The organism is Nonomuraea sp. NPDC049421 (genome assembly GCF_040677005.1).
Lineage (GTDB): Bacteria > Actinomycetota > Actinomycetes > Streptosporangiales > Streptosporangiaceae > Nonomuraea > Nonomuraea salmonea.
The window spans coordinates 188,054-201,226 of sequence record NZ_JBFAQA010000008.1 but is presented as its reverse complement, the minus strand read 5'-3'; the positions used below and the strand labels follow the sequence as shown (position 1 = coordinate 201,226).

Below are 13,173 nucleotides of genomic sequence, written 5' to 3'. Positions count from 1 at the left end.
CGCAGCCCCCCGGGAAGCCCCTTCCGCTCCTCGGAGAGCGAAAGGGACATCGATGCCGACGGAAACGATCAGTCAAGCGCGCATGGTGCGGCGCGAGCGGCCCGCGTCCCAGCCGGGCAGCCTGGAGCGGGGCATCGACATCCTGCTCGCGCTCAGCGCGGCCACCGGGCCCGTCACGCTGTCGCAGCTGTGCCGCAGCACCGGCCTGCCGAAGTCGACGGCCCACCGCATACTCGGCGTGCTCTGCTCGCGGGAGCTGGCCAGGCGGGTGGGGAGCGCGTACCTGCCTGGTGAGCTGCTGGCGTCGATGGCCGGGGTGACCAGGCCGCGCATCCCGGGCTCCCGCAGGCGCGTGCTGCCCTACCTCCTCCACCTGTACGAGGCCACCCGGCAGACGGTCAACCTCGCCGTGCCCGCCGGGCCCGAGGTCCGTTACGTCGAGCGCGTCTACGGCCACGACCGGGTCCGCTCGCGCTCCGACGGCGACGACCGGGCGCCGCTGCACTGCACGGCGGCGGGCAAGGCGCTGCTGGCCTTCGACCCCAAGCTGCGTCACGACCTGCCGGCGCACGGCCCGTTCGAGCGGCTGACCCGCCGCACGGTCACGAGCCTCGCGGCGCTCGACCGCGAGCTGGCCCAGGTGCGCAGGCAGGGCCTGGCCTGCTCGCAGGAGGAGTACACCGAGGGTGTGGCCTGCGTGGCGGCGCCGGTGTTCGGGCCGGGCGGGCGGGTGTGCATGGCGGTGTCGGTGGCGGCGCCGGCCCAGGTGGTGCCGCTGGGGCCGCTCGGCATCTCCGTACGCGGCGCCGCCCAGGCCATCTCCGCCGCCCTCCTCGGCCGGTGAGCGTTCCGGTCACCGGAACACCGACCGATCGTGCGGCCGGAAGTGTTCCATTGGCCGAAACCCCGCATTGCGGCGCCGCCCCGGGGGCGATCACATCGATCCATGACCTACCCACCCGCTCCGCGGCAGGCAGCGCGTGCCTAGGGGGCTGCCCAGGACGACCGTGCTGGAGAGCCTGCGCCTGACCGCCCTGCTCCTCCCCCCGGGCAGCATCCCGCACGTCACGCACGGCCGCGACCTGCTGCGCTCCCGCCCGCTGCTGGCCGCCCTCGAGTCCCGCTACGGCGGCCGTCCCGTCCTCGTCCGCCGGCCGCGCCGCCCCGCGCTGCTGGTGCTGTCCAAGCGCGACGCGGTGCGCGTGCTGGCCGCGGACGACGCCTCCTACGCGCCCGCGCTCGACGAGCGCCCCTTCGGCCTGCCCACCGACGTGCTGCGGCCGCGCTTCATCGAGATCGCCAAGGAGGAGGCCGCTGACCTGGCCAGCGGCGTGGTCGACCACTCCAGGCTCAACGCCTGCTGGCAGCGGGTGGCCAGGCGCTGCGTCTACGGCGACGGCGCCGCCCGGGACGAGGAGCTGACCCGGCTGCTGGAGGGACTCACGCGGGCCGGGCGGTGGCGGGCGAGCCGCCGGCAGGAGATCCTGTCCGGCCGCTACGACGCCCGCATCATCGACCACCTGCGCAGGGCCGAGCCGGGCAGCCTGGCCGGGCTCATCGCCGAGACCCCCGAGCCGGAGGCGCGCGGGCTCATGCAGGCGGCGTACTGGCTCATGGGGTTCGGCTGCGCCGCCGCCGGGCTGACGCAGACGCTGGCGCTGCTCGCCGCCCACCCCGGCCACCGCAAGACCGCCCGCTCCGACCCCGACCACCTGCGGGCCTGCCTGCGCGAGGGCCTGCGCCTGTGGCCGTCCGTGCCCGCGCTCGCGCGGGTCACGACCACCGAGACCTCCTGGTACGGCAGCGCCGTCCCCGCCGGCACCCCCGTCCTCGTGCCGGTCGCCGCCCACCAGCGCAGCCCGCGCCTGCCGTACGCCGACACCTTCGCGCCCGAGATCTGGCTGGACGGCACCGCCGCCTCCGAGTGGTGGGCCCGGCCCGGCTGCGACGGCGTGAACCTGACGCTCGCCGTCGGCACCGCCTTCCTCGGCGCCATCCTGCGCACCGCCCGTCCCAAGCCCGTCGGCCGGCTGCTGTCGCCCCACCGGCCGCTGCCGCACGCCATCGATCTCGCCCGGCTGCGGGTCTCCATGCGTCCCCTGCGCCGCGACCCCGCCAGGGGCTGACGACGGGCTAGCCCGATGCGGCCATGCGCGGACTACTCGCCACCGGGCATCGCCTTCCTCCGTTAGAGTCTGGGGTACAAACGGGATGCCGGGCGCGGGACAGTTCGGGTTGTCACACGAAACGAACCGGCGGGAGGAACGGTTCGGGTTGCGACGGGATGACGACGGCGAGAGGACGGCGACGTTGGGGCGCTCCGCAGGCACTCCTCTTGAGCCGGAAGACCCGCCGGCGATCGGCCCCTATGAGCTGATCAGCCGTCTCGGTTCCGGCGGCATGGGCGTGGTCTACCTCGCCAGGGCCGCCGACGGCTCCAAGGTCGCGGTCAAGGCGATCCGGCGTGACTACACCGCCGACCCCGTCTACCGCGCGCGCTTCCACGAAGAGGTGTCCAACGCGCGCAAGGTCGCCTCGTTCTGCACCGCCCGGGTGCTCGACCACGGCGAGGACCGCGGGCGGCTCTACCTCGTCACCGAGTACATCGACGGCATCTCGCTCGAAGACCACCTCATCGAGCACGGCGCGCTGTCGCCGTCCGTGCTCCACGCCGCCGCCGTCGGCGTGGCCGCCGCGCTCACCGCCATCCACGCCGCCGGGCTCGTCCACCGCGACCTCAAGCCGGCCAACGTGATGCTGACGCTGGCCGGGCCGCGGGTGATCGACTTCGGGCTGGCCCGCTCCACCGACGTGCACTCCCGCCACACCAACGCCGGCATGGTCATGGGCACGCCCGGCTGGATCGCTCCCGAGCAGGTCTTCGAGGGCCAGACCAGCCCGGCGGGCGACGTTTTCGCGTGGGGGTCGCTCATCGCGTACGCGGGGCTCGGCGGGCATCCGTTCGGCGAGGGCGACGCGTACGTGATGGCGGCCAGGGCCCGGCAGGCGCCGCCCGATCTGCGGGGGCTCCCCGCGCCGCTCGACCGGCTGGTCGCCGCGGCCATCCACCCCGACCCCGCGCGGCGGCCCGCCGCCCGGCAGCTGCTGCTGGAGCTCGTGGGGGCGGCCGACGAGCCGGCCGCGCAGCTCGCCGCCACCAAGCACCTGACCAGCGCGTGGAACCCGTCGGAGTTCGGCCCCCTCATGCCGCCCCGGCCCGACCGCGCGGGCCCGGCGCCCCACGGCGCTCCCGGCCCCGGGCATGCGCCGCAGCCGGCCCCCGGTTCCTCGCACGCCGGCCCAGGTCCCGCACACGCACCCCATCCAGGACCGAATGCCGCGCGGGCGCCCCAGCCCGGACCCGGCTCCTCGCACGCGCCGCAGCCCGAGGTGGCGCGGGCGCCGCAGCAGGTCGTGCCGGGAGGCGCGCACGGGGCGCCGCAACCGCCGCCGGCCGAACGCACCGGACCGCGTCCCGGCGTCTCGCCGCAGCCGTCGCCCGCCGAACGCACGGGGCCCCGGCCTGGATCGTCACATCAACCACAGCCGGGGGGCGCGCAACTGCCGCCGCCGGCCGAGCGCACCGGGCCCCGCCCTGGCTCGTCACATCAGCCGCCGCCGGCCGAACGCACCGGGCCCCGCCCTGGCTCGTCACATCAAGCGCAACCGCAGGGTGCTCAACTGCCGCCGCCGGCCGAACGCACCGGGCCCCGCCCTGGGTCGTCACATCAGCCGCAGCCGCAGGGTGCGCAGTTGCCGCCGCTGGTCGAGCGGACCGGGCCGATGCCGCGGGTGCCCATGCCGCCTCAGGGCGGGCAGGGACCGATGCCTCATCAGGCGGGGCCGCACCACTCGACGACCGGGCAGGGCCCGCTCCCCGGCTACCCGGCGCGGCCCAAGCGCGGGGTGCTGTCCGGCTGCCTGATGGCCGCGGTGATCGTCATCGTGCTGCTGGTGCTGCTGGTGACAGCGGTGTCGTGGTTCCTCCGCTCGCCGGGCGTCGGCGCGGACGGACCGGTGCAGGACGGCAAGCTGCGGTTCGCGGTGACCAGCACGAAGTGCCCCAAGCCGGGCAGAGCGGCGACCATGCGCACGTGCGAGGTCGGCGTCCAGGTCAGGAACGTCGGCCAGGAGGCCCGCGTCCTCGACCCCGGCCGGCAGAAGCTGATCGACGAGGACGAGGCCCTGCACGACGGCGCCAGGCTGCTCGACGCCGACGGCAAGGAGATCACTCCGGCCCGCATCGAGGCGGGCCGGACGTTCATGGGCTCGCTGGTGTTCGAGCTGCCGAAGAACCTCGATCCGCTGGGCCTGGAGGTGCACGACTCCGGCCAGAGCGGGGGCGCCCGCCTCAACCTCGACTGAGGGCCCTCTAGCAGAAGGTCAGAAGCCCTGCTTGGGAGAGGCCACGCCGTCGAGGGGCTCGCCGGCGCCGAAGTGGCGGACGTTGGCGGTGACCCGGTCGGCCAGGCCGCGCCAGTAAGCGGGGCGGGGGTTGGCGCTGTGGGGGGTGATGAGGACGTTGTCCATGGTCCACAGCGGGTGGCCGGCGGGCAGCGGCTCGGGGTCGGTGACGTCGAGTGCGGCGCCGCCGATGACGTCCGCGCGCAGCGCCTCGACCAGCTCGCCGGTGACGACGAGGCCGCCTCTGGCGACGTTCACCAGCCAGGCGTCCTTCTCCATCAGCTCGAACTCGCGCGTACCGAACATGCCCCTGGTCTCGGGGGTGGCGGGCGCGGCGACGACGACATGGTCGGCGCCGGGCAGCGCCTCGCGGTAGCGGGCGCGCGGCAGGATGGCGTCGGCGCCCGGCACCTCGCCGCGGTCGCTGACCGCCACCACCCGGCAGCCGAACGGTTCGAGCAGCCGGGTCAGCGCCCGCCCGATGCCGCCGGCGCCGACGATGGCGACCGTCGAGCCGGCCAGCATCCGGGAGTCGTTGCGGCCCCAGGTGGTGGCCCTGGCGTGGCGGTGCAGGTCGCGGGCGGCAGCCAGCATGAGGGCCAGCGCCTGCTCGGCGACGGCGGGGCCGTACGAGCCGGTGGCGGCGGTGAAGACGGGGTGCTCGGTGATGACGCCGGCGTCGGCCCACCGCTCGATGCCGGCGTGCGGCAGCTGCACCCAGCGGATGCCCTCGTGCAGCATGCCGCGCAGCTCGGCGGGGTCGTCGCTGCCGAAGTAGACGATCGCCTCGGCCTGCTCAAGAGGCACGACCCGGCCGCCGCCGCGTTCGACGGCGTCGATGAGCGCGGGGACGGGTTCGGGACCGACGTGAACGGCAACGGTCATCGGGGCAGCCTCCCGGAGGTACGCAAGGACACGCAAGGTCAGGGCCACGAGCCTATCCGCCCCCGTTCGCCGCCTCGCTCCCGCCATCGCACAATTCCTGACTTATGGGCTTTCGGGCGCATAAGTGGCGTGATCATCTGACTTATCGGACTATGGCTCTCAAAAGGGGGCGCTTGACCATAAGGCACCCATGAGCAACGCTGAAGCGACAACCGTTGCCGGGGGCATCGCGTGAGGCGTCCATTCATCACCTTCCTGGCCGCCAACGCCTTATCCGTCACCGGCAACATGCTCTCCATCCTCGCCGTCCCCTGGTTCGTGCTGGAGACGACCGGGAGCGCGGTGCTGACGGGGCTGGCCTCGTTCGCGACCACGTTCCCGATCGTGATCTCCGCGGCCTTCGGCGGCACGCTGGTGGACCGGTTCGGCTACCGGCTGACGAGCGTGCTGTCCGACCTGGTCAGCGGGCTGATCGCGCTGGCCGTCCCGGCGTTGTTCCTGACGACAGGGCTCAGCTATCCGCTGCTGCTGCTGATGCTCTTCCTGCGCTGGCTGGTGACCACGCCCGGCGAGACCGCGCGCAAGGCCATGCTGCCCGACCTGTCGCTGGCGGCCGGGGTGCGCATCGAGCGGGCCACGGCCGCGTACGACGGCGTCTACCGGGGTGCGGCCATGGTCGGTGCGCCGCTGGCCGGGGTGCTGATCCTGTGGATCGGCCCGCACCTGCTGCTGTTCGTGGACGGCGTGTCGTTCCTGCTGTCGGCGCTGCTCATCGGGGCGGGCGTGCCGCGCGTACGGCGGAACGCCCGCGACTCGACCGGCTACCTCGGCGACCTGCGGGCCGGGCTGAGCTTCCTCTGGCAGGACCGGCTGCAGCTCAGCGCCACCACCATGGTCGTCGTGGTCAACCTGCTCGACACGGGCGTCACGCAGGTGCTGCTCGCGCTCTACGCGCGCGAGGTGGTGGGCGACCCGCGCGCCTTCGGCCTGCTCACGGGCGTGCTGGGGGCGGGCGCGGTGGCCGGGACCATCGTGTACGGGGCGGCCGGCGAACGATTACCGATGCGGCTGACGTACGGGCTGTGCTTCCTGCTGGCCGGGGTGCCGAGGGTGCTGGTGCTGGCCCTGGACGCGCCGTTCCCGGTGGCGCTGGCGGTGACGGCGCTGTCGGGGTTCGCCGCGGGCGCGATCAACCCCATCCTGGGCATCCTGCAGTACGACAGGATCCCCGCCCGGCTGCGGGCCAGGGTGATCGGCGCGATGACGGCCGCCGCGTACGCGGGCATGCCGGTCGGCGGCCTGCTGGCGGGCTCGCTGAGCACGCTGACCGGCCTGGACGTGACGCTGCTCATGTTCACCAGCGTCTACGTGCTGATCTCGGCGCCGCCCTTCGTCTTCCGCGCCTGGCGCGAGCTGGACCGCTCACGGTGAGCGGGCGAGCAGCACCGCCTCGGTGATCGGGGACTCGTGGGTGCCCGGCACGGTGCAGGCGTGGGCTCCTGCGACGGCGCCGAGGCGGACGCACTCCTCCAGGGGCCTGTCGCGCAGGGTGCCGTACAGGAAGCCGGAGACGAACGCGTCGCCGGCGCCGTTGGTGTCGGCGATCGGCCCCGGCAGCGGCGCGGCGGGGAAGGCGCGGACGGCGGAGCCGCGCGTCAGCACCAGGCAGCCGAGCGCCCCGCGCGTGCACACGACGGTGTGGGCCCGCCCGCGCTCGATGATCTCGCGCATGGTGGCGGCCGGGTCGGGCAGCGCGGCGGCGGACAGGAACACGAGGTCGGCCTGGCGGGCGAAGTCGCGGTGGTGGTCGTTGACGCCGTCCCAGTCGTGCAGGTCGGTGGAGACGGGCACGCCGCCGAGATCGGCGAAGACGTCGCGGCAGGCGTCGATGATCGACACGTGCGCGTGCCTGACCGGCACGCCGGCGTACAGCTCGCGGGGCAGCCGCTCGCCGGGCATGGCCCGCGCGTCGTGCAGCGAGGTGCGGCGGCCGTCTGGGCCCACGAGCAGGACGCTGCGCCGGCTGCCCGCCGCGGCGCGGCCGAAGCGGCAGTCGAGGTCGCGCAGCGCGTCACGGATGAGCGCGCCCTGCGGGTCGTCGCCGATGAGGTCGGCGAAGACGACGCCGAGGCCGAGCGCGTGGCAGCCGAGCGCGACGCCGGCGCCGGTGTTGCCGATGCGGTCGGTGACGGGCGGCACGTGGTGGGTGTCGCGGTAGGGTAGCGGCAGCTCGGGGACGTAGACGGTGGTGTCGACGCCGGAGCCGCCGAGCACGAGCAGGTCGCTCACCGGTTGACCAGCGGGCCTGATCCGGTGGAGCCGCGCACGACCAGCTCGGGCTGGAAGATCAGCTCGACGTTCTTCGCGGGCGCGCCGTTGACCTCTTCGAGCAGCGTCTGCACGGCGGCCGACGCCATGGCGCCGATGGGCTTGCGTACGGTGGTCAGCGGCGGATCGGTGAAGGCGATGAGCGGCGAGTCGTCGAACCCGACCACCGACACCTCCCCCGGCACCGACAGCCCCTTCTCCCTGCACGCCCTGATCGCGCCGAGCGCCATGAGGTCGCTGGCGCACACGATGCCGGTGCAGCCCCGGCTGAGCAGCTGCGCGGCTGCGGCCTGGCCGCCCTCGACGGAGAACAGCGAGTGGGCGATCAGCTCTTCGACGTCCGCCGAGCCGAGCAGCTGCGCCATGGCCTGCCGGTAGCCCTCGATCTTCCTGATCACGGGGACGAACCTGCGCGGCCCGAGCGCGAGGCCGATGCGCTCGTGGCCGAGGTCGACGAGGTGCTGCACGGCGAGCCTGGCGGCCAGGCGGTCGTCGGGCGAGATGAAGGGCGCGTCGATGTGCTCGCTGTAGCCGTCGACCAGCACGATCGGCAGGCCGCGGTCGGTCAGCCGGGTGTAGCGGTCCATGCGGGCGGTGGTGTCGGCGTGCAGCCCCGAGACGAACACGATGCCGCTCACGCCGCGGTCGACGAGCAGCTCGGTGAACTCGTCCTCCGGCGCGCCGCCGGGCAGCTGGGTGCAGAGCACGGGGGTGTAGCCGTGTTGCGTCAGCGCCTTCTCGATGGCCTGGGCGAAGGCGGGGAAGATCGGGTTGTCCAGCTCGGGCGTCACCAGGCCGACCAGCCCGTTGCTGCGCTGCCGCAGGCGGGGCGGGCGTTCGTAGCCCATGAGGTCGAGTGCGGCCATCACCGCCTGCCGGGTGCTCGCCGAGACGCCCGGCTTGCCGTTGAGCACCCTGCTGACGGTGGCCTCGCTCACCCCGGCCTGGGCGGCGATGTCGGCGAGGCGAGCGTGACCGTTCATGGCTGACACTTTACTTTCCACCAGGCCGCGGAATCCCCTGCTCCAGGGACATCCGAGGCGATGAGCAGCGTGCCGTCCACGCCGAAGTCGACGGGCTCGGCGGTGAGGTTGACGACGCACACGACCGGCCCCCTGGAGAACATCAGCGTGCCCTCCGGAGAGTCGTGCCAGACCAGGTCGCCGGTGAGGTCGCGGCGCAGCCGCAGCGCCGTACGGTACAGCTCCAAGGTCGAGCCGGGCACGCCCTCCTGGGCCTGCACGCTGAGCTCCGCCCAGCCGGCGGGGATGGGCAGCCAGGGGTCGCGCCAGCCGCCGTCGCGCGTCCAGGGCAGCGGGACGCGGCAGCCGTCGCGGCCGCTGTCGGGGTCGCGCAGCCGCTGCGGGTCCTGGCACAGCTCGGGCGGCAGGTCGAGCACCTCGGGCAGGCCCAGTTCCTCGCCGTTGTAGACGTAGGCCGAGCCGGGCAGCGCGAGCGTGAGCAGCGCGGCGGCGCGCGCCCTCGCCAGGCTGCCGTAGCGGGTGACGTGCCGCTTGACGTCGTGGTTCGACAGCACCCAGGTGGTGGGGGCGCCGACCGAGGCGGACGTCGCGAGCGAGGCGTCGATCACCTCGCGCAGCCCGGCGGCGTCCCAGGGGGCGAACAGGTAGTGGAAGTTGAACGCCTGGTGCAGCTCGTCGGGACGGACGTAGTTCGCCAGCCGCTCGGGTGTGGGCGCCCACGCCTCGGCCACCCCGACGCGCTCTCCCGGGTACGAGTCGAGCACCCGCCGCCAGGAGCGGTGTATCTCGTGCACCTCGTCGTTGTCGAAGAACGGCACCGGCTCTGCGCCGACCATCGTGGCCTGGTTGCCGCGCCCGACGTCGGGCAGGCCGCGCGGCTTGACCATGCCGTGCGCGACGTCCACCCGGAAGCCGTCCACGCCCAGGTCGAGCCAGAAGCGCAGGATCGACTCGAACTCGCCGCGCACCTCCTGGTCGTCCCAGTTGAGGTCGGGCTGGGAGGGGTCGAACAGGTGGAGGTACCACTGGCCGTCCGCTACCTGCGTCCAGGCGGAGCCGCCGAAGATCGACTCCCAGTCGTTGGGCGTGTCGCGGAAGATGTAGCGCTCGCGGCGCTCGCCGCGCAGCGCCTGCTGGAACCAGGGGTGGGCGGCGGAGGTGTGGTTGGGGACGATGTCGACGATGATCCGCAGCCCGTGGCCGTGCGCCTCGTCGATGAGCGCCTTGGCGTCGGCGAGGGTGCCGAACAGCGGGTCGACGTCGCGGTGGTCGGCCACGTCGTAGCCGAAGTCGGCCATCGGCGAGGGATAGAAGGGCGTCAGCCAGAGGGCGTCGACGCCGAGACCGGTGAGGTACGGCAGGCGATCGCGAACGCCGATCAGATCGCCCACGCCGTCGCCGTTCCCGTCGGCGAAGCTGCGCACGTAGACCTGGTAGATCACGGCATTTCGCCACCAGTCGGTCATCAGTCTCCCCCGAGGTCTCCCCAGCACGTTTGGACTATGAAATCCCTTTCCGCAAGTTTACGCAACTCCTTCCACGCCCATCAGATCCGGAAATCTAGGCGTTCGGATGCCCAAAACTCCCGTCCGAAACGCCCGCCGAATGAGATTCTTTATGTCAAGGGTGGACATGTACCGTTAAGGCGCGATGTACTACCTCTCCAATAAAGCCCCGTCACAGGTGACACGCGCGCAAGGTGTGGGCCCATGAGCTCGGTCGTTCTCGACAAAGTGTCAAAGGTGTATCCGGGTGACTATCTCGCGGTCGACCGGCTGAGCCTTCAAGCGCAAGACGGTGAGTTCCTAGTGCTGCTCGGCCCATCGGGCTGCGGCAAATCCACCCTCCTCCGCATGATCGCGGGACTGGAGGACATCACCGAGGGCGACCTGTGGCTGGACGGCGAGCTGGCCAACCACCTCGCGCCGCGCGACCGCGACGTGGCGATGGTCTTCCAGAACGGCGCCCTCTACCCGCACCGGACGGTCAGGGGGAACATCGCCTTCCCCTTGGAGATCGCCAAGGCCGACCCCGCGATGGTCCGCGAGCGCGTCACCGAGCTGTCCAAGGCGCTGCACATCGACGAGACGCTCGAACGCCGCCCCGGCACCCTGTCCGGCGGCCAGCGGCAGCGGGTGGCCATGGGACGGGCCATCGTCCGCCAGCCCAAGCTGTTCCTCATGGACGAGCCGCTGTCGAACCTCGACGCCGGCATGCGCACCGAGCTGCGCATGGAGATCTCCGCGCTGGTCAGGTCGCTCGGCGTCACCACCATCTACGTCACCCACGACCAGGTCGAGGCGCTCACCCTGGCCGACCGCATCGCGATCCTGAACCGCGGGGTCCTCCAGGACGTCGGCACCCCGGCCCAGATTTACAACGATCCAGCGACCGCGTTCGTGGCCGCGTTCCTCAACTCCCAGCAGTTGAACCTGTTGGCGGCCGGTGTCAGGACGCCGCAGAACCAGTACGTCATGCTCGACTTCGGGCCGCACCGGCTGACGATGCCGTGGAGCGATCCCAGGGCGTACGCGATCTCACAGCACACCGGCGGGCAGGTGCTCGTCGGGCTGCGGCCGGACGGGCTCGCGCCGGTGCCGGAGTCGTACGAGGGGCCGGCCTTCTACGGGCGGGTGCGGGCGCTGGAGTACCACGGGCACGAGTGGCTGGCGTACCTGGAGTGCGGGATGCCGGCCGTACCGGTGCCTGAGCCGCCCGACCCGCGGCAGCGGCGGCGCTCCGGCGGCGGCGCGAACGGCACGGGCAAGCTAACCGGGCTGGTGCGGCGGCTGTTCTCCCGCGAGGAAGAGGAGTGGCAGGAGCAGGAGCAGGTGGGGCAGCACCCCAACGGCAGCGGCATCCACCGCCGCTCCGACCTGATCGTCCGCCTGGGCAACCGGCCGATCTGGCGCCAGGGGGACGCGGCCAAGGTGGCCGTCGACCTCTCCCGCATCATGATCTTCACCTCGGACGGCGCCCGCATCGACCCGCCCCGCCGCTGACCCGCACGCCCCCCGAAGGCGGATACCCCGCCTTTGCCGAGCCCGCGTGCCGGCGGCGGCTGCACGGCCACGCGTGTCGGCCGTCGTCACCCGTGTTCTAGGCGAGGCTCCAGCGGGAGCCCTCGGGGGTGTCCTCGACGGCGACGCCGCCGCTGACCAGGGCCGCGCGCAGGGCGTCGGCGACGTCGTACCGGCCGCTCTCCCGCAGCGAGGCCCGCAACTCGAGTAGCGGCTCCACCAGGGCGGTCAGGCCCTCCGAGCGCCGGCCGGACGCGGCGGCCAGCTCGCCGAGCCGGGCGATCAGCAGCCGCACCAGCTCCCTGGCCTGCTCCACGCCGCCCGCGTCCTCCTCGGTGTCGGCCGCCCACTTGACCATCTCCGCCTCCAGGTCGAGCACCGCCCCGGCGGCCGCCACCGGATCGTGCCTGCGCACGGCCGCGTTGAACGCCTCCTCGCACGACCGGATCGACTCCTCCAGCGTCACCTCGGCGGGCGCGGCCCGCGGCTCAGGTGCGGCGGGGGCGGGTGCGGCGCCCGCCGTCTTCCCCTCGGCCAGGCGGCGCAGCCCGGCCAGGTCCGTACGGGCGCCGGCCGGCAGCACCGTCACCGACCCGGGCAGCCGCACGGTCAGCCCGCCGCGCCCCGCCACCCGCACCTCCTCGCTGTGCAGGTCGATGACCAGCGCGGTGTGCTCGTCGATGCCGAGCACGGCGGTGCCGGGCGGCAGCTCGCGTTCCATGCGGGACAGCCGCCGCTCCCCCAGGTAGCAGAAGCGGGTGTCGTGGGTGCCGCCCTCGGCGTTGTCGAAGTGCGGGATCAGCACCGCCCGCAGCCCCAGCGGCTCCAGCAGGTCGAGCCCCTCGCGCCAGTGCGGCTCCGCGCCCACCTTGTAGATCTCGTAGACCGGCACGGTGGCCAGGCCCGCCGTGCAGGCCGCCGCCGAAGCCAGCACGGTCACACCCGAACGCGCACGTACGCGGGCCCGCAGATCACCCGCGACACCCGAGCCGGCCCAGCGGTCGAGCGCGTACGTGGGACTGCCGGGCCCCGAGAACACCCAGTCGGCGCCCGTGATCGCCGGCGAGACCTCCACCTCCAGCCCGACGCTGCGGGCGAAGTAGCGGCGCGCGCGGACGGAGATGTCGGCGCAGTTCTCCTGGAAGGCGTAGGGAGTGTCGAGCAGCACCGCCCGCGCCCCCGAGCGCAGCGTCCGCGCCGCGGCGCGGTGGACCTCGACCATAGTCGGGCTCGTCTCGCCCGACCCCATCAACACCAGCAAACCGGGCATGACCGTCGGCCTCTCTCTCGCACGCCCTCGATCACAACCCGGCCGCCCCGCTGTTTCAAGAGCGCAAAGGGACATGCCCATGGGACGCACCTGCATATGACTGGCAGTAAGTTGGGGACGGTGACGGCAGGACACGTGATCTCGGTCGAGACGCTCATGCTACGGGTGGACGCCCGGCGCCGCTGGTCGTACCGGTCGGCCTTGACCAGCCCACGACCCGGCGAGAGCCCCGACGCGGCGGCCCGGCGGCTGGCCGGCGTGGCCGCCGGCGACTCGGGCACCG

10 protein-coding genes are annotated in these 13,173 nt (G+C 73.2%); 5 read left to right on the top strand and 5 right to left on the bottom strand.

Features of this window, described 5'->3' with window-relative positions:
- Positions 1-52: 52 nt before the first annotated feature.
- From AB0K18_RS16380 to AB0K18_RS16370, 3 genes are all read left to right on the top strand, one after another.
- On the top strand, positions 53-844 hold the full coding sequence (locus tag AB0K18_RS16380) for an IclR family transcriptional regulator (protein WP_364914822.1): 792 nt from the start codon (positions 53-55) through the stop codon (positions 842-844).
- 136 nt (positions 845-980) lie between these two features.
- Complete coding sequence (locus AB0K18_RS16375) at positions 981-2,126, top strand: cytochrome P450 (RefSeq protein WP_364914821.1); 1,146 nt, start codon at positions 981-983, stop codon at positions 2,124-2,126.
- 184 nt (positions 2,127-2,310) lie between these two features.
- Complete coding sequence (locus AB0K18_RS16370; protein ID WP_364914820.1) at positions 2,311-4,365, top strand: protein kinase; 2,055 nt, start codon at positions 2,311-2,313, stop codon at positions 4,363-4,365.
- Positions 4,366-4,383: 18 nt separating this feature from the next.
- On the opposite strand, the gene AB0K18_RS16365 is transcribed toward AB0K18_RS16370, so the two are convergent.
- Positions 4,384-5,289: a D-isomer specific 2-hydroxyacid dehydrogenase family protein gene (locus AB0K18_RS16365; protein WP_364914819.1), complete on the bottom strand. Its 906-nt coding sequence runs from the start codon at positions 5,287-5,289 to the stop codon at positions 4,384-4,386.
- Positions 5,290-5,520: 231 nt separating this feature from the next.
- Here AB0K18_RS16365 and AB0K18_RS16360 point away from each other — a divergent pair, with 231 nt between their 5' ends.
- A complete protein-coding gene (locus AB0K18_RS16360) occupies positions 5,521-6,720 on the top strand; it encodes an MFS transporter (protein ID WP_364914818.1) in 1,200 nt (399 codons plus the stop codon).
- Here AB0K18_RS16360 and AB0K18_RS16355 read toward each other — a convergent pair.
- The 3 genes from AB0K18_RS16355 to AB0K18_RS16345 are packed head-to-tail and all read right to left on the bottom strand — an operon-like array spanning position 6,712 to position 10,066.
- Positions 6,712-7,578, bottom strand: a complete 867-nt coding sequence (locus AB0K18_RS16355; RefSeq protein WP_364914817.1) for a PfkB family carbohydrate kinase — start codon at positions 7,576-7,578, stop codon at positions 6,712-6,714. The genes AB0K18_RS16360 and AB0K18_RS16355 overlap by 9 nt on opposite strands.
- On the bottom strand, positions 7,575-8,600 hold the full coding sequence (locus AB0K18_RS16350) for a LacI family DNA-binding transcriptional regulator (RefSeq protein ID WP_364914816.1): 1,026 nt from the start codon (positions 8,598-8,600) through the stop codon (positions 7,575-7,577). Before AB0K18_RS16350 ends, AB0K18_RS16355 begins: the two co-directional genes overlap by 4 nt.
- Positions 8,597-10,066: a glycoside hydrolase family 13 protein gene (locus AB0K18_RS16345; RefSeq protein WP_364914815.1), complete on the bottom strand. Its 1,470-nt coding sequence runs from the start codon at positions 10,064-10,066 to the stop codon at positions 8,597-8,599. Before AB0K18_RS16345 ends, AB0K18_RS16350 begins: the two co-directional genes overlap by 4 nt.
- A 243-nt stretch (positions 10,067-10,309) precedes the next feature.
- Between AB0K18_RS16345 and AB0K18_RS16340 the strand changes: the two genes are divergently transcribed.
- Positions 10,310-11,602, top strand: coding sequence for an ATP-binding cassette domain-containing protein (locus AB0K18_RS16340; protein ID WP_364573183.1), 1,293 nt, complete (start codon positions 10,310-10,312; stop codon positions 11,600-11,602).
- A gap of 97 nt (positions 11,603-11,699) precedes the next feature.
- Here AB0K18_RS16340 and AB0K18_RS16335 read toward each other — a convergent pair whose 3' ends face one another.
- Positions 11,700-12,890 carry a hypothetical protein gene (locus AB0K18_RS16335; protein ID WP_364914814.1) on the bottom strand — a complete coding sequence of 397 codons (1,191 nt, stop codon included), beginning with the start codon at positions 12,888-12,890 and terminating at the stop codon, positions 11,700-11,702.
- Between the last annotated feature and the right edge of the window lie 283 nt (positions 12,891-13,173).